This is a genomic window from Pseudomonas sp. Pseusp97 (assembly GCF_047304025.1).
Classification (GTDB): domain Bacteria; phylum Pseudomonadota; class Gammaproteobacteria; order Pseudomonadales; family Pseudomonadaceae; genus Pseudomonas.
Genome location: NZ_JBGLYK010000048.1, coordinates 1 through 22,225 on the forward strand (window position 1 = coordinate 1; position 22,225 = coordinate 22,225).

General features: G+C 64.9%; 14 protein-coding genes and 5 tRNA genes. 15 read left to right on the plus strand and 4 right to left on the minus strand.

Annotated elements, in window-relative coordinates; genetic code table 11:
• The first annotated feature begins 220 nt into the window (after positions 1 to 220).
• Complete coding sequence (locus ACCC94_RS11195; RefSeq protein ID WP_413349541.1) at positions 221 to 703, plus strand: glutathione peroxidase; 483 nt, start codon at positions 221 to 223, stop codon at positions 701 to 703.
• Positions 703 to 1,173 carry a MarR family winged helix-turn-helix transcriptional regulator gene (locus tag ACCC94_RS11200; protein WP_413349542.1) on the plus strand — a complete coding sequence of 157 codons (471 nt, stop codon included), beginning with the start codon at positions 703 to 705 and terminating at the stop codon, positions 1,171 to 1,173. The genes ACCC94_RS11195 and ACCC94_RS11200 overlap by 1 nt, the downstream gene beginning before the upstream one ends.
• 1 nt (position 1,174) lies before the next feature.
• Here ACCC94_RS11200 and ACCC94_RS11205 read toward each other — a convergent pair whose 3' ends face one another.
• Positions 1,175 to 3,556, minus strand: coding sequence for an ATP-binding protein (locus ACCC94_RS11205; protein WP_413349543.1), 2,382 nt, complete (start codon positions 3,554 to 3,556; stop codon positions 1,175 to 1,177).
• A 108-nt stretch (positions 3,557 to 3,664) separates the two neighbouring features.
• On the opposite strand from ACCC94_RS11205, the gene ACCC94_RS11210 reads away from it, so the two are divergent.
• Positions 3,665 to 4,561: an ATP-binding protein gene (locus ACCC94_RS11210; RefSeq protein ID WP_413349544.1), complete on the plus strand. Its 897-nt coding sequence runs from the start codon at positions 3,665 to 3,667 to the stop codon at positions 4,559 to 4,561.
• Positions 4,558 to 5,040 carry a GAF domain-containing protein gene (locus ACCC94_RS11215; protein ID WP_413349545.1) on the plus strand — a complete coding sequence of 161 codons (483 nt, stop codon included), beginning with the start codon at positions 4,558 to 4,560 and terminating at the stop codon, positions 5,038 to 5,040. The genes ACCC94_RS11210 and ACCC94_RS11215 overlap by 4 nt, the downstream gene beginning before the upstream one ends.
• 60 nt (positions 5,041 to 5,100) lie before the next feature.
• Here the strand turns inward: ACCC94_RS11215 and ACCC94_RS11220 are convergent, their stop codons facing one another.
• Together ACCC94_RS11220 and ACCC94_RS11225 are read right to left on the minus strand one after the other, a co-directional pair.
• Entirely contained in the window at positions 5,101 to 5,763 is a 663-nt protein-coding gene (locus tag ACCC94_RS11220) for a glutathione S-transferase family protein (protein ID WP_413349546.1), read from the minus strand.
• 39 nt (positions 5,764 to 5,802) lie between these two features.
• On the minus strand, positions 5,803 to 6,573 hold the full coding sequence (locus ACCC94_RS11225) for a hypothetical protein (protein ID WP_413349547.1): 771 nt from the start codon (positions 6,571 to 6,573) through the stop codon (positions 5,803 to 5,805).
• Between the two features lie 214 nt (positions 6,574 to 6,787).
• Between ACCC94_RS11225 and ACCC94_RS11230 the strand changes: the two genes are divergently transcribed.
• From ACCC94_RS11230 to ACCC94_RS11280, 11 genes are all read left to right on the plus strand, one after another.
• Positions 6,788 to 6,863: transfer RNA gene (locus ACCC94_RS11230), tRNA-Glu, on the plus strand.
• Between the two features lie 44 nt (positions 6,864 to 6,907).
• Positions 6,908 to 6,983, plus strand: a tRNA-Ala gene (locus ACCC94_RS11235).
• Between the two features lie 58 nt (positions 6,984 to 7,041).
• Positions 7,042 to 7,117, plus strand: a tRNA-Glu gene (locus tag ACCC94_RS11240).
• Between the two features lie 2 nt (positions 7,118 to 7,119).
• Positions 7,120 to 7,195: transfer RNA gene (locus tag ACCC94_RS11245), tRNA-Gly, on the plus strand.
• Between the two features lie 84 nt (positions 7,196 to 7,279).
• A tRNA-Gly gene (locus tag ACCC94_RS11250) sits at positions 7,280 to 7,355 on the plus strand.
• A gap of 303 nt (positions 7,356 to 7,658) precedes the next feature.
• Entirely contained in the window at positions 7,659 to 8,360 is a 702-nt protein-coding gene (locus ACCC94_RS11255) for an HAD-IB family phosphatase (RefSeq protein ID WP_413349559.1), read from the plus strand.
• Between the two features lie 33 nt (positions 8,361 to 8,393).
• Entirely contained in the window at positions 8,394 to 9,434 is a 1,041-nt protein-coding gene (locus ACCC94_RS11260; RefSeq protein WP_413349548.1) for a TerC/Alx family metal homeostasis membrane protein, read from the plus strand.
• A gap of 313 nt (positions 9,435 to 9,747) precedes the next feature.
• Positions 9,748 to 11,523: a type I secretion system permease/ATPase gene (locus ACCC94_RS11265; RefSeq protein WP_413349549.1), complete on the plus strand. Its 1,776-nt coding sequence runs from the start codon at positions 9,748 to 9,750 to the stop codon at positions 11,521 to 11,523.
• The gene (locus ACCC94_RS11270; RefSeq protein WP_413349550.1) at positions 11,504 to 12,817 is read left to right on the plus strand and encodes an HlyD family type I secretion periplasmic adaptor subunit; all 1,314 of its coding nucleotides are present in this window, start codon (positions 11,504 to 11,506) and stop codon (positions 12,815 to 12,817) included. Before ACCC94_RS11265 ends, ACCC94_RS11270 begins: the two co-directional genes overlap by 20 nt.
• 2 nt (positions 12,818 to 12,819) lie before the next feature.
• On the plus strand, positions 12,820 to 14,199 hold the full coding sequence (locus ACCC94_RS11275) for a TolC family outer membrane protein (RefSeq protein WP_413349551.1): 1,380 nt from the start codon (positions 12,820 to 12,822) through the stop codon (positions 14,197 to 14,199).
• Between the two features lie 639 nt (positions 14,200 to 14,838).
• Positions 14,839 to 15,597, plus strand: a complete 759-nt coding sequence (locus ACCC94_RS11280) for a LuxR C-terminal-related transcriptional regulator (protein WP_413349552.1) — start codon at positions 14,839 to 14,841, stop codon at positions 15,595 to 15,597.
• 102 nt (positions 15,598 to 15,699) lie between these two features.
• Here the strand turns inward: ACCC94_RS11280 and ACCC94_RS11285 are convergent, their stop codons facing one another.
• Complete coding sequence (locus ACCC94_RS11285; protein ID WP_413349553.1) at positions 15,700 to 22,059, minus strand: DUF5801 repeats-in-toxin domain-containing protein; 6,360 nt, start codon at positions 22,057 to 22,059, stop codon at positions 15,700 to 15,702.
• Between the last annotated feature and the right edge of the window lie 166 nt (positions 22,060 to 22,225).

Sequence of the window (22,225 nt, forward strand, 5' to 3'; positions counted from 1 at the left end):
TTTTGGGGTTTTTTTTTTTGGGGGTTTTTGCGCCGCCGCGTGGTCGCCCCAAACCCGCCCCGGGGGGGGCCCGCTTATAACCCGGGCCCCTACCCCCCCCGCTCCTACAGGAATTGCTGATACGGCGCCATTCAGTGGGTGATTCGTGATCAATTGAATTGCATGCAATTTAATTGATCACTATTCTTGAATTTCCCACCTTCCTCCGGAGCCATGCCCGATGAGCGACGCACTGCTGAACATTCCCGTGACCACCATCAAGGGCGAACAGAAGACCCTTGCCGACTTCGGCGGTAAGGCCCTGCTGGTGGTGAACACCGCCAGCCAGTGCGGCTTCACGCCTCAGTACAAAGGGCTGGAAAAGCTCTGGCGGCAGTACAAGGACAAGGGCCTGGTGGTGCTCGGCTTCCCCTGCAACCAGTTCGGCAAGCAGGAACCGGGCAACGAAGGGGAGATCACCCAGTTCTGCGAGCTGAACTTCGGCGTGAGCTTCCCGCTGTTCAAGAAGATCGACGTCAACGGCGCCGAGGCCCACCCGCTCTATGTCCAGCTGAAGAAGCGCGCCCCCGGCCTGCTCGGCAGCCAGGGCATCAAGTGGAACTTCACCAAGTTCCTGATCGGCCGGGACGGCCAACTGGTCAAGCGCTTCGCCCCGACCACCAAGCCCGAGCAACTGTCCGCCGAGATCGAAGCGCTGCTGTGATGAACGACGCCGTAGCCCTGCCGGCCGAACTGCAGCTGGACAACCAGCTGTGCTTCCGCCTGTACGCCGTGTCCCGCGCGGTGATCCGCGGTTACCGGCCGATGCTCGAGGCGCTCGGCCTGACCTACCCGCAGTACCTGGCGATGCTGGTGCTCTGGGAGTGGCAGGCCGAGCCGCCGCAACAGCCCTCGGTAAAGGCGCTCGGCGAGCGGCTGATGCTCGACTCCGGCACCCTCACGCCGCTGCTCAAGCGCCTGGAACAGCTCGGCCTGGTACGGCGCCGCCGCGCGCAGCACGACGAACGTGAAGTGCACCTGGGGTTGACGCTGGAAGGCGTTGCCCTGCGCGAGAAGGTTCTGCCGCTGCGTGAGGAGTTGCTGTGCCGCAGCGGCATCGACCTGGGCGTCACCGACGGCCTGCGCGAGCAACTGGACAGCCTGCTGCTGCAGTTGTCGAAACTGGACGCCTGACTCAGCTGCGCGGCTGTGGGCCGGTCCAGCGTTCGAGGATGGCTGCCAGCTCGTCGCGGTGGAAGGGTTTGGCCAGGTAATCGTCCATGCCGGCCGCCCGACAGCGCTCGCGCTCCTCCGGCAGGGCGTTGGCAGTCAGGGCGACCACGGGCAGGTCCGGCCAGCGGCCGCTCTCGCGGATCTCGCGGGTGGCCTGGTAACCGTCCATCACCGGCATGTTGCAGTCCATCAGCACCAGGTCGAACTCGGCGCCGTCGAGCTGCTTGAGCGCCTCCTCGCCGTTGGCGGCGATGCCTACCTGGCAACCCAGCTTCTGCAGCAGACCGCGTGCGACCAATTGGTTGACGGGATTGTCCTCCACCAGCAGCACGCGGGCGGAGAACTGTTCCGCCGGGACCGCGCCAGGTGTCTTCGAAGCGGGCAGCGGCTGATGCTCGAAAGCCTGCTTCAGCGCCTGATAGAGCACGGCGCGGGACAGCGGCCGCGCCAGTTGCCGAAGCGGAGCGAGGCGCTGAGCCACCTCGGGTTCGAGGAAGTTGCCGTAGGCCGTGACCAGCAGCACCGGCTTGGTGACGTTCTGGCGTAGCACGATCAGGCAGTCCGGGCAGTCCGACAGCAGCGCATCCAGTTCCACGCCGGCGAGGCTTTCGTCGATATCCAGGCGCTGAAAGTCCACGCCCCATTCCGGCAGCCAGTTCTGCAGCAGTGCGGCCAGCCCACTGCTGGCGGCGCATTGCACGATGAGCCTGCCGTCCAGTTTCGCCTGCGGTTGCGCCGCTTCCAGTGGCCGCAGGGGCAGGGTGACGATGAACTCGCTGCCCAGGCCCGGTTGCGAAGTGACGCTCAGCTCGCCCTTCATCGCCTCGCAGAGCTTTCGTGTCAGCGCCAGGCCCAGCCCGGTGCCGCCGTACTGGCGGGCGATGCCGGCGTCGGCCTGGGTGAAGGGCTGGAAGATCTTCTGCAGGGCCTCGGGCGCCACGCCGATGCCGGTGTCGCGCACGCTGATGCGCACGCCCTGATCCCCGGTTTTGGCGCCCAGCGGCTCGACGCGCACGTCCACGCGGCCGAAGCGGGTGAACTTGAGGGCGTTGGACAGCAGGTTGCTGACCACCTGGCGCACTCGCGTCGGATCGCCCGAGTGCTGCGCCGGCAACTGTGGGCTGATCAGGCAGGTGAGCTCCACGGAAGGGCCGGCGTTCTGCGACAGCAGGCTGGCGGTGTCTTCCACCAGGGTGCCGAGGTCGAAGGGAATCTGCTCCAGCTCCAGCTGGCCGGCCTCGAACTTCGACAGGTCGAGCACGTCGTTGAGCAGTTCCACCAGGACCTTGCCCGAGTCATGGGCGATGGACAGCTGCTGGTGCTGCTCGGCGGTCAGCGGGCCGTCCAGGGCCAGGCCGAGCATGCCCAGCAGGCCGTTGAGCGGGGTGCGGATCTCGTGGCTCATGTTGGCCAGGAAGCTGCCGCGCGCCTGGGCCATGGCCAGGGCGGTCTGCCGGGCCTGTTCCAGTTCCTGGTTGGACAGCGTCAGGCGCGCATTGGCCGCCTTCAGCTCGGCCGTTCTTGCCGCGACAATGCTTTCCAGCTCTTCCAGGTACTGGGTCAGGCGGTCCTCGGCCTCGCGGCGCTGCTCCATCTCCACCGAGATGCGGTTGAGCTGGCGGTTGGTCACTTCCACCAGCACGCCGATCTCGTCGCGCTCATGGCCGCGCGGGCAGGGCAGGCGCAGGCGCGAGGGCGAGCGCGGATCATGGCGGGAGAGGGCGTCGATCAGGCTCACCAGCGGCTTGGTCAGCAGTCCGTAGAAGAGCACCAACAGGATCAGCGACAGCAACAGGCTGCGCACGAACCCGGAGATGAAGGTCATCCCGGCGCGGCGCAGGAAGTCGTTGCCGAAGACAAAGGTATCGATCTCCAGGCGCAGCACGCCAAGGGACTCGGCGGGGGCGTGGTCGACGAACAGCGGTTCCTCATAGGATCGCTGCTCGCCGAAGAGGAAGTCGCTCAGGCCGCGCAGGTGGCTTTCTGCCGGCGGCCGGTCGGCGCTGGCCAGCGGCACGCTGGCATTGTCGATGATCTCGGCGCGGATCACCGCGGGCGAGCGCAGCAGGCCAACCACCAGTTCCTGGGCGAGTTCGGCGTCGATGTTGTAGGCGATGCGCGCGGCAGGGTTGTGGCTGACGTCCAGCAGGGCGCGCACTTCGCGGTTGATGGAGGCGTCCTGGCTGGCATAATCGACGCCTACCTGGATGAGGCTGAGCAGGGTGCCCAGGATGAACGCCACCAGCACCGTCAGGCTGGCCTGCTTGAACGAGAGGCGATGTGTGAGCGCAATATCCATGGTTGCGGAGCGTCGCCTCGCAAAAGCTTTCCTGCGGCGTAGCATAGCCCATCGGAACCGTCTGTCGGGATAGCCCGAAGGCTAAGAAATTCTCGGGCCTGCGCCTCATGAGTGGCGCCCGGGGACTTTTCCCTGAAAAGCTTGGAGACACGCGTGGATTCCCGTCTGAACGATTTTCTCGCCCGCGCCGAAGCGCTGATGGCGCGCCTGGAGCCGTTATTGCCCGCCGTGCGCGAAACGCTGGACTGGCAGCAGAGCCTGGCGGCGCGCTGGCACCGTGACGGCCGCAGCGGCTACCTGCAGCCGCTGAAGGTCAGCCTCGACCTGCGCCTGGACGATCTGCTGGGTGTCGACCGGCAGCGCGAGCAACTGGCCCGCAACACCCGGCAATTCGTGACTGGCCAGCCGGCCAACCACGCGCTGCTGTGGGGTGCCCGCGGCACCGGCAAATCCTCCCTGGTGCGCGCATTGCTCGCGGAGCTCGCCGGTGAGGGGCTGCGCCTGATCGAGATCGAGCGCGACCACCTGGCCGACCTGCCGCGGGTGGTCGAGCAGATCCAGGGCCTGCCGCAGCGCTTCGTGTTGTTCTGCGACGACCTGTCGTTCGATGCCGGAGAGGGCGATTTCCGCGTCCTCAAGAGCGTGCTCGACGGCTCGCTGGAACAGGCGCCGGATAACGTCCTGCTGTATGCCACGTCCAATCGCCGCCACCTGGTGTCGGAAAAGCAGAGCGACAACGAGAACTGGAAGATGGTCGACGGCGAGTTGCATCCCAACGAAGCCGTCGAAGACAAGATCGCCCTGTCCGACCGCTTCGGCCTGTGGCTGTCCTTCTATCCCTTTACCCAGGAGCACTTCCTCAGCGTGGTGCGCCACTGGGTGGAGGTGCTCGCGCAGAAGTCCGGGCTTGCCGCCTGGACCTGGGACGAGGAGCTGGAGAAGGAAGCCATCCGCTGGGCGCTGGGACGTGGCAACCGTAATGGCCGCTGTGCCTATCAATTCGCCCGCTACTGGGTGGGCCGACAATTGCTCGAAGGAGAGTCACCATGATCGATCTGCAACAGGCCGGTGCCGGCCTCGGCGGCTACGCGCTGCTGGCTGCCCAGGCGGAGTCGTTGTTCGCCGACGAACGCGACTTCATTGCCAACGCCTCGCAGTTTTCCGCGTTCCTGTTCAACGAGCTGGCGGACCTGAACTGGGCCGGCTTCTACCTGAACCGCAACGAAGAGCTGGTGCTCGGCCCGTTCCAGGGCAAGGTCGCCTGCGTGCGCATTCCCTTCAGCAAGGGCGTGTGCGGCGCTGCGGCGCGTACTCGTGAAACCCAGCGTGTGGAAGACGTGCACGCCTTCCCCGGGCACATCGCCTGCGACAGCGCCTCCAACAGCGAGCTGGTGGTGCCGCTGGTGAAGGATGGCCGCCTGATCGGCGTGCTGGACCTGGACAGCCCGAAGGTTGGCCGTTTCAGCGCGGAGGATCAGGCCGGAATCGAGCATCTGGCGGAGATTTTCCTGCGTCTCACTGACTGCTGATCATTCGCTTGCAACAAAAAAGCCCCGCCTGAGCGGGGCTTTTTCATGGCGGGCGCAGCTTCAGCGCTTGGCCATGATCTTGGCGATGATCTGCAGCTCGCCCTGGACGATCTCGGCCAGGGCCGGGCGGGCCAGGGTGCGCTCGAAGTGCGCGGCCAGCTTCGGCCAGCGCTGGGCATCCAGCGTTTCCTCGCCATGGCGCAGGTTCACCAGCTGGCAGGCAATGGCGATGTCGGCGAGGCTGAAGCGGTCGTCGACGAACCACTGCTGCCCGCCCAGGCATTTCTCCAGGTAGTCGAAGTGCTCGGGGAGCTTCTCCTGCATGGCGCCTTTCACCGCGACTTCATCGCAGACCTTGCCCATCAGCGGCTTGAGCAGGCGGTTGCGGAACACGGTGAAGGTGGTCAGCGGGGCCAGCTCGTAGTCGGCGTACTTCTCCAGCCAGTTGATCCGCGCGCGGGACTCGGCGCCCTGGCCGCACAGCGGCGCGCGTTGCGGATCGCGGTCTTCCAGGTAGTGGCAGATGACGCTGGAGTCGGCGAGGGTGAAATCACCGTCGCGGATCGCCGGCACGCGGCGCAGCGGGTTGAGTTCGCGGTACCAGTCCGGCTGGTTGAACGGGTTGACGTTCTCCAGTTGGTAGTCGAAGCCTTTCTCGGCCGCGAACAGGCGGACTTTGCGAACGAAGGGGGACAGCGGGGCGCCGAAGACGACGAGGCTCATGCAGGGCTCCTGGGGCGAAGGTGGCCGGGGTGAGGGAGATCAGTCGTAGAGGTTCTTCTTCTTCCAGATATCGTCCTCGTCCAGCGCCTTGAGGCCCTCGCCCAGTTCGCTCGGCTCGTCCGGCGCGGGCTGGGAGGTTTCCAGTACCAGGGCGTTGGCGTGGGCCAGCTGGGCTTCCATCTGCTTGAGCTGCGCCTGGTAGCGGCCGATTTCCGGTTGCTTCTGCAGGTACTGCGCGCCGCGCTCGAAGGCCAGGCGCGCTTGCCGGGGCTGACCCTGCTGCAGCGCCTGCTGGCCCAGGTTGCCGAAGAACTCTATATGGAGGAGGGTGAGCAGGTGGCGGATTTCCTTCACCCATTTCTTCGCTTCGGCCTGCGGCAGCATGTTGTCCTGGGCGCAGCGGGTGAGCTGGGCGTGCAGGGCTTCGAAGAGGAAGCGCACGTCCTTGGCCTTGGCTTCGGTGAGGATCGGCTGCGGCGGATTCTTCACCGGGATGCTTTCGCCCTTGGCAACCAGGCCGCGCAGCTCTTCCAGGCGCTGCTTGAGCGCGGCGTTCTGCTTGTCGACCGCGAGCAGGCGTTCGCTGAGCTTCAGCTCGAAGCCGCTGAGCAGCAGTTTCAGCGCCGGGGACATGAACTGGCCGGGCAGGGATTCGGAAACATCGGCGCAGCGCCGGCAGCGATCTGACAGATCGGCCTTCAGACGCGCCTGCTCCAGCTTGCGGTTTTCCACCAGGTGATTGATGTAGCCGATGGCGACCAGCAGGGCGATACCGACGAGAACCAGGACCGTAATGACGATTGGCGACACCGTGGAGTGCTCCGGATGTTTTCCGCGAGTGTAATGTCTTAGTGATACCGCTGATAGCGGCAGCTCAGTTTTTACTCAGAAGTCTTTGATTTAAAAAATATTTCTACTAAGGGTTGACGACCCTCCAAAGCCTCCCTAGAATGCGCGCCACTTCGACGCGAAACGCAGAAATGCCGGAGCGATGAAGTCGGAAAGATGTTAAGTTCCGGGCCGCGTCCCCTTCGTCTAGTGGCCTAGGACACCGCCCTTTCACGGCGGTAACAGGGGTTCGAGTCCCCTAGGGGACGCCACTTATCCAGCGACGATGCCTTCGCATCGTCAGCCAGAGTCATCTGGGGCTATAGCTCAGCTGGGAGAGCGCTTGCATGGCATGCAAGAGGTCGACGGTTCGATCCCGTCTAGCTCCACCAAATTCCCGCATGGGATGAAGCCAGAATCCACCGCCTGGTGGGTTTCTTCGAAGGATATGTCCCCTTCGTCTAGTGGCCTAGGACACCGCCCTTTCACGGCGGTAACAGGGGTTCGAGTCCCCTAGGGGACGCCATTGCGGGAATAGCTCAGTTGGTAGAGCACGACCTTGCCAAGGTCGGGGTCGCGAGTTCGAGTCTCGTTTCCCGCTCCAGATTCTCGATCATCGCCCAGGCGGTGACCGAAAGATGAAATGGCGTTACCCTTCGGCGAAAGCTGAAGGTTGCAACAAGTTGCTGCGGGAATAGCTCAGTTGGTAGAGCACGACCTTGCCAAGGTCGGGGTCGCGAGTTCGAGTCTCGTTTCCCGCTCCAAAATCGAAACGCCGCCCATCAGGGCGGCGTTTTCGTTTGCGCGGCGAAAAGATGCCGTCGCCTCTCTCGCCCTTCCTCCCGGTCCCTCCCGCAGACTGCCGCGCTCCCGCCTGCGAACCCGTTTGCGTGCCGGTATTGAGGAAGATTCTGACGCAGCCCTGAGGGGAATCCCGTTTGTCGCCCCGCACTGGCGCCCGAGAATGCCAGCGCTCTGTCGCCCTGCGATGGAGCGGGGCCCATTCACGAAGCTTCCAGCGTCGTGGACAGGCATTCATGGAGCTTGTCCCTGGTGAGGTTGAGCAGATGCGGGAGTTGCGAAGGCGTGCGGAAACGGCCCAAGGGTTGCCAAACCCCGAAGGTCCGGATGACGCGGTCGGTGTCCTGTCGGTATTCGATTTCGACGGCACCCTGACCCGGCATGACAGTTTCCTGCCGTTCCTCTGGTTCGCCTTCGGCTCGCTCGGTTTTCTACGGCGCGTGCCGGCCATGGCGCTTCCAATCCTGGGCTTCCTCTTTCGCCGGACCAGTCGCGATGAATTGAAGGCCTGTCTGATTGCGGTGTTCCTGCAGGGGGTCGATGCGCAATGGCTGGCAGTCCGGGCGCAAGCCTATTGCCGGTGCGTCTGGGGCTATCTGCTGCGCCCTGAAGGCTTGCACGCAGTGGCAGCGGAGTTGCGTGCAGGGGCCGAAGTGACCCTCTGTTCGGCCTCCCCCGCGCTGGTGCTGCGGCCCTTCGCCGAACGCCTGGAGGTCGGCCTGATCGGTACTGAGCTGGAAGTCGTCGATGGTCGGCTCAGTGGGCGCATCGTCGGCGGCAACTGTCGTGCCGGGAACAAGGTCCTGCGCCTGCAGGCGAAGTACGGCCCCCTCAAGGATTACCGGCTGCGCGCCTGGGGTGATACCCAGGGCGATCACGCCCTTTTAAGAGCCGCACAGGACCCGCATTGGCGGGTTTTCCATCCCCCTTGGCGACGTACGGCGGGTCCTGTGCGCCCGACCCCCTGAACCGATGCCATTTCTTTTTCGAGAGCTGCAATCGTGGAACAGACACACATAGGTTTTCCCCCGCTGACGATGGCGGTGTTCATCGGACTGGCCCTGTCCGCCCTCTTGCTGGACATGCTGACCCACCGGGACAACAAGCCCATTTCCCTGGGGCGTGCGGCAGGTTGGTCGATCTTCTGGGTGGCGATTTCCCTGGCCTTCGCCGGCTTCCTTTATATCCAGCACGGCGCCCCGGTCGCCAGCCTGTTCCTGACCGGCTACGCGCTGGAAAAGGTGCTGAGCGTCGACAACCTGTTCGTCTTCATCGCCATCTTCGCCTGGTTCAAGGTGCCTGACGGCCTGCGTCACCGGGTACTGTACTGGGGAATCCTCGGCGCCATCCTGTTCCGCGCGGTCTTCGTGGCCATCGGCACCGGGCTGCTGGCCTTCGGGTCCTGGGTGGAGATCGCCTTCGCCCTGATCGTGGCCTGGACCGGCGTGATGATGCTCAAGGGCGGCGGCGACGATGAAGAGGAGGAGGACTATTCCAGGCACCTGGCCTACCGCTTTGCCAGCAAGTTGTTCCCTGTTTGGCCGAGGCTGCTCGGCGGTCGTTTCCTCGTCGCCCGCAAGCGGCTCGAGACTGAAGTGCTCAAACCGGAGAACAAGGGCATCAGCCTTGCCCAGGGCGCGCTGTTCGCCACGCCGTTGTTCCTCTGCCTGGTGGTGGTGGAGGTGTCGGACGTGCTGTTCGCCTTCGACTCGGTACCGGCGGTAATCGCCGTCAGCCGCGAGCCGCTGATCGTCTATTCCGCGATGCTGTTCGCCATCCTCGGCCTGCGCACCCTGTACTTCGTGCTCGAGGCGCTCAAGCGTTATCTGGTGCACCTGGAGAAGGCCGTGGTGGTGCTGCTGTTCTTCATCGCGGCGAAGCTCGGCCTGAACGCTACCGACCACCTTTTCCACCACGGCATCAGCATCGACGCCAATACCAGCCTGGTCGTGGTGCTGGTGGTTCTGGCGCTGGGCATCCTTGCCAGCCTGCTGTTCCCGGGGAAGGAGGAGGGCGCTCAGGCCGAGGCTTGCGAGCGCTGATCCGGACAATACCGCTGCGCAGAAAGCCCGCCTCGCCGCGGGCTTTTTCGTCTCCTGAAACCGCAGACTCGACGAAGCCGGTGATCGGATTTTTCAGAGCGTCGACGGAACCAGTCTCATTTGGCGCCAGGGGCCGCCGTAGAGCGATTCGGATGCGATGTCACGGATCGCCCGAACGCGCTGGGAGCGCAGGTTCTTCACGAGTTTTTCACGTACTTCGCCCTGGGCCGCAAGTGGCATGGCCATTGGCCGCACAGCGCCAATTGGCCTGATCTAAGCTCCACTCAGGTTGGCCTCTCGAGCAGAGGTTTCCATGCGAAGTACTCCTGAAGAATGCCTCCGAAGCGCACTGCAGGTCTGCCGCGAGAGTTTCCTGTTCGTGGGATTCTTCAGCCTGTTCATCAATGCGCTGATGCTCGTGCCGACCTTCTACATGCTGCAGGTCTACGGACGGGTAATTACCAGTGGCAGCCTGACCACGCTGACCATGCTGACACTGATCATGACCCTGCTGGTGATCACGCTCGGCTCCCTGGAGTGGGTCCGTTCGCGCATCCTGGTGCGGGTCAGCACGCGGCTCGATGTGCTGCTCAGTCGCCAGGTCTACAAGGCCAGTTTCAAGCGGGCGCTGTACAGCGGCGGGATGGATGCCTCCGCCCAGCCGCTCAACGACCTGACCGGCCTGCGCCAGTTCCTTGCCGGCAGCGGCCTGTTTGCCTTCTTCGATGCGCCCTGGTTGCCCATCTACATCGCCGTGATGTTTCTCTTCCACCCCTGGCTGGGCTGGGTGGCGGTGGGCAGTGCGGTGCTTCTGCTGGTGCTCGCGCTCATCAACGAAAAGCTGACCGCTCCGGCCCTGGCGCAGGCCAACAAGGAACATATCGCCGCGTCGCTGCATACCACCAAGAACCTGCGCAACGCTGAAGTCATCGAGTCCATGGGCATGCTGGAAACCCTGATGGACCGTTGGGGCGCGCGGCAGCGCGGCGTACTGCTGCTGCAGTCCCTGGCCAGCGACAAGGGCGCGATCATCAGCACCATTTCCCGCACCTTCCGCCTGCTGGTGCAGTCGCTGGTGCTGGGGCTGGGTGCATACCTGGCCGTGGATCATCAGGTGGGGCCGGGCATGGTGTTCGCCGGTGCCGTTCTGCTCGGTCGCGCGTTGGCGCCGCTGGACCTGATCATCGGCAGCTGGAAGGGCTTCATCTCGGCGCGCTCGCAGTACAACCGGCTCAACGACATCCTCGACAAGCTGCAGGCGCAGCCCGAACGCATGCCGCTGCCTGCGCCGCTGGGACATATCCAGGTGGAGAACCTGGTGGTCGCGGCGCCCGGCTCGATGACGCCGATCATCAAGAACATCAGCTTCAGTGTCCCCGCCGGTTGCGTGGTGGGCATTATCGGCCCGAGCGCAGCGGGGAAGTCGACCCTGGTGCGGGCGCTGATGGGCGTCTGGCCGCCGTTGCACGGCGTCGTCCGCCTGGACGGCGCGGACATCAGTACCTGGAACAAGCACGACCTCGGTCCGCACATCGGCTACCTGCCCCAGGACATCGAGCTGTTCGAGGGTACCGTGGGCGAGAACATCGCCCGCTTCACCGAGCTGGATTCGGAGAAGGTCATCCAGGCGGCGAAGATCGCCGGTGTCCACGAAATGATCCTGCTGCTGCCCGATGGCTACGACACCGTCATCGGCAGCGAAGGGCTGATGCTCTCGGGCGGGCAGCGCCAGCGCATCGGCCTGGCCCGCGCGCTGTATGGCAGCCCACGGCTGATCGTGCTCGACGAACCCAATTCCAATCTCGACGACGTGGGTGATCGCGCCCTGGCGGCTGCCATCCACCAGCTCAAGCAGAGCGGCGCGACCGTGTTCGTCATCACCCACCGCACCAACCTCGTTTCCCAGCTCGACCGGCTGATGCTGATGAATGACGGCACCGTCACGCTCTTCGGTTCCCGCGATCAGGTGCTGGCCGAACTCACCGCCAGGCAGCAGCCACAGGTGCCGCAACGGCCGATGCCGGCGGGCGCCAGCATCGCTCCGGTGGATACCCACAAGGATGACGCCGATGCCCAGTCACCCCATTGAGAGCTTCGCCGACCTGCCGGTGTCGGACCTCAAGGTGCGTCGCCTGGGGGTGGCCATCGTTGCGGTAACTTTCGGCCTGTTCGGCACCTGGGCGGCGTTCGCGCCGCTGGATGGCGCGGTCTACGCGCCGGGGGTAGTGACCGTGCAGGCCTACCGCAAGACGGTGCAGCATCCCGAAGGCGGCATCGTCAAGGAAGTGCTGGTGCACGACGGCGACATCGTCAAACGCGATGCTCCGCTGATCGTGCTCGACGACGCACAGCTGCGTTTCGAATTCGACATGACCCGTAGCCAGCTGATCGCCGCCGAGGCCATGGAGGCGCGGCTGAAGGCTGAACGCGATGCGCAGGCTGCGATCAGTTTCGACGGTGTCGGCGATCTTGCCAGCCCCCGCGGCGTGGAGGCGCGGCAGAGCGAGACACAGGTGTTCAACGCCCGCCAGGGGGCGCGGCAGGGCCAGATTTCCGTGTTGCGCGAGCGCATCGGCCAGTTGAACCAGCAGATCGACGGGCTGCAATCGATGATCGGCGCCAAGGTCCAGCTGGCCAACTCCTACAGCGGCGAGATCGGCGAGCTGTCCGACCTGCTCAAGCAGGGTTACGTCGACAAGCAGCGCCTGCTCGAACAGCAGCGCAAGCTGGAGATGATCCGTGCGGAAGTCGCCGATCATCGCTCCACCATCAACCGCACGCGCCTGCAGATCAACGAAACGCAATTGCAGATCCTGCAGATCGACAAGGACTTCAGCGCCGAGGTCGCCAAGCAGCTGGCCGAGGTGCAGACACGTATCTACGACCTGCAGGAAAAGAGTTCGTCGCTGCAGGACCGCCTGGGACGCATCGTCATTCGCGCGCCCGACGCGGGCATGGTGATCGGCATGACGGTGCACACCGTGGGCGGCGTGGTGCGACCGGCAACGCCGCTGCTGGACATCGTGCCCTCGGTCTCCGAGCTGGTGATCGAAGCCCAGGTGCCGCCGGTGGACATCGACCGCGTGGCCATTGGCAAGCGCGCAGACATTCGCTTCAGCGCCTTCAACAGCGCGACCACGCCGGTGATCGAGGGCGAGGTCATCAACGTCTCGGCGGACCGCCTGGTCAGCGAAAAGACCAACGCCGCCTACTATCTGACGCGGGTCCGGGTCACCGAGAAAGGTGCCCATGCGTTGGGCGAGCGCAAGTTGCTGCCGGGTATGCCGGCGGACGTGCTGATCATCACCGGGCAGCGCACCCTGTTGCAGTACCTGATGCAGCCGGCGCGCAACGCCCTTTCCCAATCGATGATCGAGGAATGACCATGGCCGCATCTTCCGTTGTGCTGGCGGGAGCGCTGATGCTGGTGGCGGGGGCTGCGCTGGCGCAAACCGCAACGGAGGCGCCCGCTGGAGTCAGTGTCGCCGACGACGCCACCGACCTGCTGCACCTGTACCACGAGGCGCGACTGGAGGACCCGCAGATCCTGGCTTCCTTCGCCCACGCGCAGGCGGGCAAGGAGTACCAGCGCGAGGCCATGGGCGTGCTGCTGCCGCAGTTGTCGCTCAACGCCGGGACCAACCAGATTCACCAGCGCAACGACCTGATCGACGAGAGCTACGACAGCGAGAACTACAGCCTGGTGCTGCGCCAGTACCTCTACAACAAGGCGGCCTGGGAGAACTACCAGAAATTCAAGAGCATGGCCCTGCAGTCGGAATCAGAGGCGCTGGATGCCCAGGCTGAGGCCACGGTGGAACTGGCGCGGCGCTACTTCACCGCACTGGCCGCCGAGGACGAGCTGGAGCTGGTGATCGCCGAGCGGCGCACTACCCAGGAAAGCCTGGACCGGGTCAATGCGCTGTTTGCCAAACAGTTGGCTCTGGTGACCGACCAGCTCGACCTGCAGGCGCGGGTGGACCTTCTTGCGGCGCAGGAACTGGAGGCACGCAACCAGGCGACCATCAGCCGTGAGGCATTGACCGAGATCGTCGGGCGGCCGGTGAAGGAGCGGCTCAGCCGGGTGCGCGATGACGTACGCCCGCAGATGACCGAGCAGAGCCTGGAGAGCTGGGTGCGCGACGGCATTGCCCTCAACCCGGCGCTCAAGGCGCGGGAGAGCGGTGTCGAGGCGGCGGAGGCGGCACTGCGCAGTGGCAAGGGCGGGCACTACCCGACCCTGAGCCTGAACCTCAGCGCGCAGCAGACCAACGAGGGCTACAACAACTCCCTGGCGCCGCGCACCGACAGCTATGTCGCCGGTGTCGGCCTGCAGGTGCCGATCTACAGCGGCGGCTCCACCTCGGCGCGGGTGCGCGGGCTGTACCAGGATCAACTGGTAGCCGAGGAACAACTGGAGGAAATCCGCCGGCGGGTGGTCAAGGAAATTACCAGCGCCTATCTCACGGCCAATTCCAACGGCGAGAAGATCCAGGCCAATCGCCTGGCCCTGGTCTCGGCGCACAAGTCGCGGGAGTCGGCGGAGAAGGCGCTGGGCTACGGCATGGTCAATGCGGTGGATGTGCTGGCCGCGGTGCGCAACGAGTTCCGCGCCCGGCGCGACCTGCTCAAGACCCAGTACGAATTCCTCAGCAATGTCTTCACCCTCAATCGCTGGGCGGGCAAACCGCCGATCGAGAGCGTGCAGAGTGTGAATGCCTGGCTGAGCCCTGGTAGTTCCAGCCAAGATTTTCCGCGTCCCTGATCCCCGCATGCAGGGCGCGCGATGCACCCTTGCAATCCGGCTTGCGTCCTTGGCACGGCCAGCGAATTCCCCGCTGCCGGTTGTTGTCTGCGCCGGCGTGCGGCTCCCGCAAAGTGCCGGAATTGACGAGATTTTGACGAGATTGAGATTGTCGTGATTTTCCCCAAGCCACTCGTCGTTTAATTGACGAGCCAGGCCTTGGCCGGTATCTGCCTCCCGTGTGTCGCGGAAGTTTCCAAGCTTTTGATTTTCCGGGCCTGAAGCGCCTTGCCGGGGACGGGAGGCACGACCGTTCGCCGCGAAATCGTACCGCTGGTCGACGGGTGGCAAGGCGGGTAGCGAAGCGGTCTGACCTAGACTCAGGTGACCGGACGAGGGAGCACAGAATCATGTGCAACTTGTTGATGGATATTCGTGTTCATGCCGCCGCGAAGGCTTTTTCCGGCCTCGGAAAGTCTCCTTTGGCCAGGCGCACGGAGGTAACGCCCGCACCAAAGAAGTCCTTGTCCGCCAGCACCGGGACTGGCATCGCGGGAACCTGCCGCGGCTTCCGTCTTGCCTCCAATCGCTGTGGCCCGGTGAGAACAACAGCGAAGGAATGGAGTGCGCGAGTACTTTTGCAGAGAGGGTCAGCCAGCCATGTCTGACCACAGAAAACCGATACGGGTGATGCTGATCGATTGCCGCCCGCTCGTTCTGATCGGTCTTAACGACCTGATCAATGCCAGGAAGCCACGCATGGAGGTCAGCGGCCAGGCCACGACTTACACCTACGCGCTGGACCTTGCCGACCAGCAACGCCCCGACGTGATCTTCTTCAGCTTCTTCCCCGATGCCCTGAACCCGCTGGAAGTGGTCGGCGAACTGACCCGCAGTGCACAGATGAAAGTGCTGGTGCTCAAGGGGCTTTACGAGGCGGTGCCGGTTGCCCAGGCGATCGAGGCGGGCGCCCGGGGCATCGTGCTGGCGGAAGACCCGACCGAGTCGATCATCCAGGCCATCGTCAATGTCCATCATCGCGATATCGGCCTGGACCGCGCCTGGGCGGGCGGTCTTTCCGGCTATGCCGCCAGTGGGCATGTACCACTCAAGTGCAACCATGAGCAGGCCAAGCAGGCGCGGCTGACGCTGCGCGAACGCGAGCTGATCAGCGCCATCGTCGAAGACCCGTCGGCCAAGTACATGAGCATCGCCGAGCGCCTGGGCATCAGCGAGCACACGGTGCACAACCACCTGAGCAACATCTACCAGAAGCTCAACCTGATCAACCGCATGGACCTGCTGATGTACGCGCTCAAGCACGGGCTGGCCGGCAGCGAGGAGCCGCCGGAGTCCGCCTGGGTGGAGCTGGACCGGACACAGCTGCCGGGCAACGGCTCGTCGCTGCGGGGCAGTTGAAGCGCCAGCTTCCTGCGCCAGTGTTTGTCGTGTTTCCCGCGTCCTGAAAAACGATGCGGGGGTGGTTTCCACACCACCCCCCGCATCTTTCCCGCGTGCGAACTACGTGGTGCTGCCATGCACGATATCGGTGTTGAGGATATCGACGCCGACCAGGGTGATGGTCGTCAGTTGCCCGCCGGTCTCGTGGATGGTCACGATGCTGTTGGCGCCGCTGTTGTCGATGTTCTGCACGGTCGACGTGGCGTCGCCATTGAGGACCAGCTTGTCACGCTGGCCGGAGGTGTCGAAGCCGGTGACCTGGTACTTGTTCTCGGTGCGCGCGAGGTCGATGTTGAAGGCCTCTTTCGTGCCGGTCACGCCTGCCAGCATGTAGTCGAAGGTTCCGCCGGCGGTCTTGTTGGCGAACAGATTGGCGCTGAAGGAGCTGGTCGCCGCGTCGCCGTCCTTGTCGGTCACCGTGGCGTTGAACGACAGCTTCACGTCGCTGGCCAGGTTCTCGACCTGCCGGATGAACTGGATGGTCGGCACCTTGATCATGCCCTCGGCCATGGTCAGCTGGATGGCATCGATCAGCTTGCCGGCGACGGTCTGCACGGTGAAGGATTTCTGTCCGCCGGTCTCGCTCTGCAGGTCCCCAGCCAGCACCTTGATCGGCGTGCCGGACGTCGTGCCGTCGTCGTAGTAGGCGACGTAATACAGCGATTCCGACGTCGGGTCGTAGCCGCCCACCGAGTTGTCGATGAAGACCTTCACCGAGGTCAGCAGGGTGTTCGGGTTGGCGACGAAGCTGTCGTCGCCGGCGGTGATGCCCGCACCGCTGCCCTGCAGGACGTTGTTCTTCACGCCGATACCGGAGGTGCTGACGTTGAGGGCCTTCTGGTCGTCGATGTACGACGGCAGCGGGTTGGTCTGCAACTGCGCCTCGGTCGGGTCGGTCACGCCCTGTCCGATACCGGTCAGGATGCTGTTGGCGCCTGTCTGTGGTGCCAGTGCCTTGGCGGCGAAGAACACCACCGCGTCAGTGCCGATGGTCAGCGTCTGCACCGGGTCCGGGCCGCCGGCGCCGAGCTGGCCGTTGGCGGTGCTCAGCACCAGTGTCGAGCTGAAGCCCTGCACCAGGTCCAGGGTGTAGGTGCCGTCGGCCAGGGCCGTCAGCGTGTAGTCGACGCTGGTGTTGGCGGTGCTGGCGTTGTTGTCGAAGTCGCCGGTGAGGGTGCCGGTGAAGTGGAAGGCGCCATTGGCATCCGGCGACGGTGACGTTTCGCTGAGCGTGCCGGTCCCGGTGGTGGTGGTGCCGTTGGGCCGTACCAGGGTGAACTGCCCGTTCGCCAGGACTATATCCAGGCCTGCCGCGCTGCTGCCGTCGGCGCCAAAGGTATGGTCCCAGTAGCCGGTCTGCGCGATGGTGCTGCCGGTGCCGACGATGTTGCCAAAGGCCAGCGAGGGCCCGTCGTCGTGGAAGATCAGGTTCTGCCCGATGTTCAGGGTGGCCTGGGCGCTGTCGCCGTCCTTGTCGGTGATGGTCGCGGTGAGTTTCACCAGGCTGTCCGAGGTGAGGGTTTTGCTGTCATCCGGATCGCTGGCATTGGCGTGGACCACCGCGCGCATCTGGTCGAGGGTGACGTCGCCGTTGCTGGCTGCGCTGACGGTGAAGACCAGCACGTTGCTGACGGCGGTACGACCCTCCACCACGCCGTTGTTGACCGACAGGTTGACCGCCTGCCCGGTGGCGGTGTCGACCAGCCCGGACGCCCCGGCGACCACGCTCAGGGCGTAGGTGAGGGTGCCCGGTCCGTCGGCGCCGTAGCCCGAGGTGAAGTTGGCGGCGAAGTTGGCCGTGGCGTTGGTGGCCAGCACGGTTTCGTCCACTGTCAGGGTCGGCTCGCTCCCGGTGGTGCTGATGGTCGGCCCGTCGTCCTTGAAGATCAGGTTCTGGCCGATGTTCAGCGTGGTCTGGGCGCTGTCGCCGTCGCCGTCGGTCTTGGTCGCGGTCAGGGTCACCAGGTTGTCCGAGGTGAGGGTCCTCGAATCATCCGGGTCGCTGGCGTTGGCGTGGACGATGGCGCGCTGCTGGTCGAGGGTGACATCACCGTTGGCGTTGACGCTGACGGTGAATACCAGGTCATTGCTGATGGCGCAGCGGCCTTCCACCACGGTGCCATTGAGCGAGAGCACCACTGACTGGCCGGTAGCGGTATCGGTGAGCCCGGACGCGCCCGAGACGCAGCCCAGGGTGTAGGTCAGGGTCCCAGGCCCGTCGGCGCCGAACGATGAGAGGAAATTGGCGGAGAAGGCCTGCAGGGCGTTGGTGGTCAGGTCCGAGTCATCCACCGTCAGCACGGGTTCCGTGCCGGCGGGGCTGATGCTCGGGCCGGCATCCTTGAACACCAGATTCTGGCCGATGTTGAGTGTGGCCTGGACGCTGTCGCCATCCCTGTCGGTCTTGGTCGCGGTGAGTTTCACCAGATCGTCCGAAGCGAGGGTCCTGGAGTCGTCCGGATTGCTGGTGTCGGCATGGACGATGGCGCGCTGCTGATCGAGGGTGACGTCGCCATTGGCGGCGACGCTGACCTTGAACACCAGCAGGTTGGTAGTGGCCGTGCGGCCCTCCACCACGGCGCCGTTCATGGACAGGTTCACCGCCTCGCCGGTGGCCGTGTCGGTGAGCCCGGAACCTCCGGCGATCACGCTCAGCGCGTAGGTCAGGGTGCCGGCGCCGTCGGCGCCGAAGCCCGAGCTGAAGTTCGCGGCGAAGTTCTGGGTCGCATCGACGGTCAGGTCGGACTCATCCACCGTCAGGGTCGGCTCCATGCCGGTGGTGCTGATGTTCGGGCCGTCGTCCTTGAACACCAGGTTCTGGCCGATGTTCAGCGTGGCCTGGACGCTGTCGCCATCCTTGTCGGTCTTGGTCGCGGTGAGTTTCACCAGATCGTCGGAAGTCAGGGTCGTCGAGTCGTCCGGGTTGGTGGTGTCGGTATGGACTACCGCGCGGAGCTGATCGAGGGTCACGTCACCGTTGGCAGCGACGCTCACCTTGAACACCAGATCGTTGCTGCTGGCTGTGCGGCCTTCCACCACGCCGTTGTTGACCGAGAGGTTGACTGCCTGGCCCGTGGCCGTGTCCGTCAGCCCGGAGGCGCCTGCTACCACGCTCAGCGCGTAGGTCAGGGTGCCCGCGCCGTCGGCGCCGAAGCCCGAGCTGAAGTTGGCGGCAAAGCTCTGTGTGGAATCGGTCGTCAGGACCGATTCGTCCACCGTCAGGGTCGGCTCGACGCCGGTGGTGCTGATGCTTGGCCCGTCGTCCTTGAACACCAGGTTCTGGCCGATGTTCAGCGTGGCCTGGGCGCTGTCGCCGTCACCGTCGGTCTTGGTCGCGGTGAGCTTCACCAGGTTGTCGGAAGTGAGGGTCCTGGAGTCATCCGGATCGCTGGTGTTGGCGTGGACGATGGCGCGCTGCTGGTCGAGGGTGACATCCCCATTGGCGGCGACGCTGACGGTGAAGACCAGCTGGTTGGTGGTGGCGGTGCGGCCTTCGACTACGGCACCATTCATCGACAGGTTCACCGCTTCGCCCGTAGCCGTGTCGGTCAGCCCCGATGCGCCGGCGATCACGCTCAGTGCATAGGTCAGGGTGCCCGCGCCGTCAGCGCCGAAGGCCGAGGTGAAGTTGGCGGCGAAGTTCTGCGTGGAGTCGGTCGTCAGGGCCGATTCGTCCACGGTCATCACAGGTTCGACACCGGTGGGGCTGATGCTCGGGCCGTCGTCCTTGAACACCAGGTTCTGGCCGATGTTCAGGGTGGCCTGGGCGCTGTCGCCGTCACCGTCGGTCTTGGTTGCGGTGAGCTTCACCAGGTTGTCGGCGGCGAGGGTCCTGGAGTCGTCCGGATCGTTGGTGTTGGCGTGGACGATGGCGCGCTGCTGGTCGAGGGTGACGTCGCCATTGGCCGCCACGCTGACGGTAAACACCAGTTGGTTGGTGGTGGCGGTGCGGCCTTCTACCACAGCACCGTTCATCGACAGGTTCACTGCCTCGCCCGTGGCTGTGTCGGTCAGCCCCGACGCGCCGGCGATCACGCTCAGTGCGTAGCTCAGCGTGCCCGCGCCGTCAGCGCCGAAGGCCGAGGTGAAGTTGGCGGCGAAGTTCTGCGTGGAGTCGGTCGCCAGCACCGACTCGTCCACCGTCATCACCGGCTCGACGCCGGTGGTGCTGATGTTCGGGCCGTCGTCCTTGAACACCAGGTTCTGGCCGATGTTCAGCGTGGCCTGGGCGCTGTCGCCGTCACCGTCGGTCTTGGTCGCGGTCAGTTTCACCAGGTCGTCGGAGGTCAGGGTTCTGGCGTCATCCGGATCTCCGGTGTTGGCGTGGACGATGGCGCGCTGCTGGTCCAGCGTCACGGTGCCATTGGCGGCCACGCTGACGGTGAATACCAACTGGCTGGTGGTGGCCGTGCGGCCCTCGACCACGGCACCGTTCATCGACAGGTTCACCGCCTCGCCCGTGGCCGTGTCGGTCAGCCCGGAAGCGCCGGCCACTACGCTCAGCGCATAGGTCAGGGTGCCCGCGCCGTCAGCACCGAACGCCGAGGTGAAGTTCGCCGCGAAGCTTTGCGACGCATCGGTGGCGAGGACGGATTCGTCCACCGTCAGCGTGGGTTCCGTACCGGTGGTGCTGATGCTCGGGCCGTCGTCCTCGAAGATCATCTTCGAGCCGATTTCCGCGGTGGCGGTGGACACCTGCAGCAGTTTGAAGCCGCCGATGTCGAAGGCGGCGTGGTCATTGCCCTTGGCGCCAACCGCCGCGCCGTTTTCGATCAGCACGCGGTTGTGGTCGGCCGTGGTGGTGTACTCGATCTTGTAGCCGGCCAGCACGCCGGTGATGGTTGCCACCCCGCCGGTGATAGTGATGACGATGCCTGGATCGTTCGCCGAACCGTTGGAGTTTTCCAGCACCGCGCCAGTCGTGCTGTTGAGGACCCGGACGTTGGTGATAGCGACCGCGGCGTCACCGGCATAGCCGTCGATGAAGGCGTTACCCGATTCGATGGCAGTGTTGAAGGCGCTGATCTTGACCACCGCGCTCTTGCCGCTCTGCAACTGCACGACATCGAAGCTGGCGGTCTTGGCGTTGAACATCTGGGTGAAATCGATGTTGGCTTCAACGTCCGCTTCATTCTGGTCCAGGTTGGGGATGGTCACGTTCTGCCGGGCACCGGTGACGAAGGTGAAGCGGATGCCTTCCTGCTCCACGATCATCTGGTTGTTGGTGCCGAAGGTGGTCGGGCCGCCGGCCTGGCTGGTGTTGATGGTGTCGCCGGTGGTGATGTTGGCCCCGCTGGACTGGTTGGCCGGGTCCTTGCCGGTGGCGATGATGGTCGGGGCGGTGATGCGCACCACCCCGTTATCAGTGACCGTGGTCGGGTTAGCCGTGGTGAACATCAGGAACAGGTTCTGCCCGGAAGGCGCGTCGGCGAGGCTGAAGGTGAGGTCCTGGCTGGTGCCGATGAAGACCTTGTTGGTCAGGTCGAGGGCGTCGTCGGGATTGCTGGTGACCGGGTGCTTGAGTGGCTGGTACTCCACGGTCCAGATCTTGCCGCCGCTGACCGGCGAGCCGGTTTCCTCGATGTAGGCGGCGAACACGATGGCGCCGGAGGGGCCGCCGGCACGTCCGAGGAGCACGTTGTTGTTGGTGCTGTCGGTGTAGAGAAGGATGTCCACCCCGGCGAGGGTATCCAGGCCGCTGTCCAGGCCATTGAGCGGCGCGCCGCCGCTGCCGGTGAAAAGAATGTCGGTGATCGCCCCACCCGGCGCGGCGCTGATGGTGAAAGCGTTGCTGCCGGTGTTCCCGGCTGCGCCGGTATAGCCGCTCAGGGCGGCACCGGAGGCAGTGCCGGCGCCCAGGGCCGTCAGGCGGCTGGTGAAGGCGGCAGGCAGGGAGGCGAGGAGGATGTCGTTGTCATTGGCGTCGCCTGCGGGACTCGGGGTGGCCGTGGCGTTCTGCAGGCCGGCGGTTTCGTCCGCCGAGACGGTCACGCCGGTCGCTGACACGATGGGACCGGCATCGGTAAAGGTGGCGGTCGCCGTGGCAGTGTCACTGGAGGCGGAGAGCAGGAATCTCGCCCCGGCCGAGTCGTCCGGGTCGACATACCAGGAAGTGGTGATGCTGCCGTTGGCCTGGCCGTCCAGATCGCCGGCGCCGCCGTCGGTCACGTACCAGGGATCGTGGCCGGCACCGGCGCTGGTGCTGAGCACGTCATCCGCGGTGCCCCACGTGCCGTCGATGCCGGGGCTGGTGGAGTGGTCCACCTCGATCTTCAGGGTGCTGCCGACGGTGAACCCGCTGGCGGTGATGATGGCGGTGCTGCCGGGAGCGTAGTCGTTCTGGTCGGTGGTAACGGAAGGGGCGTTGGTGTCATCTGCGGTGGGCCGCGTTGGCGACGCAATCTTCTTATGGGCGGTCATGATGTTCTCCCGAGCATTTCCATGCGTGGCGGCCAGACCTCGACTGCTGGCCTTTTACTGCTACATGCCACGACTATGGGGACGCCCCGGGGAATGCGCATCGGCCGATACTCCCAGGCGAGCTGGGAGTTTCGGCCTAGGCGGGCAGGGCGGTGCAGGCGCTGCG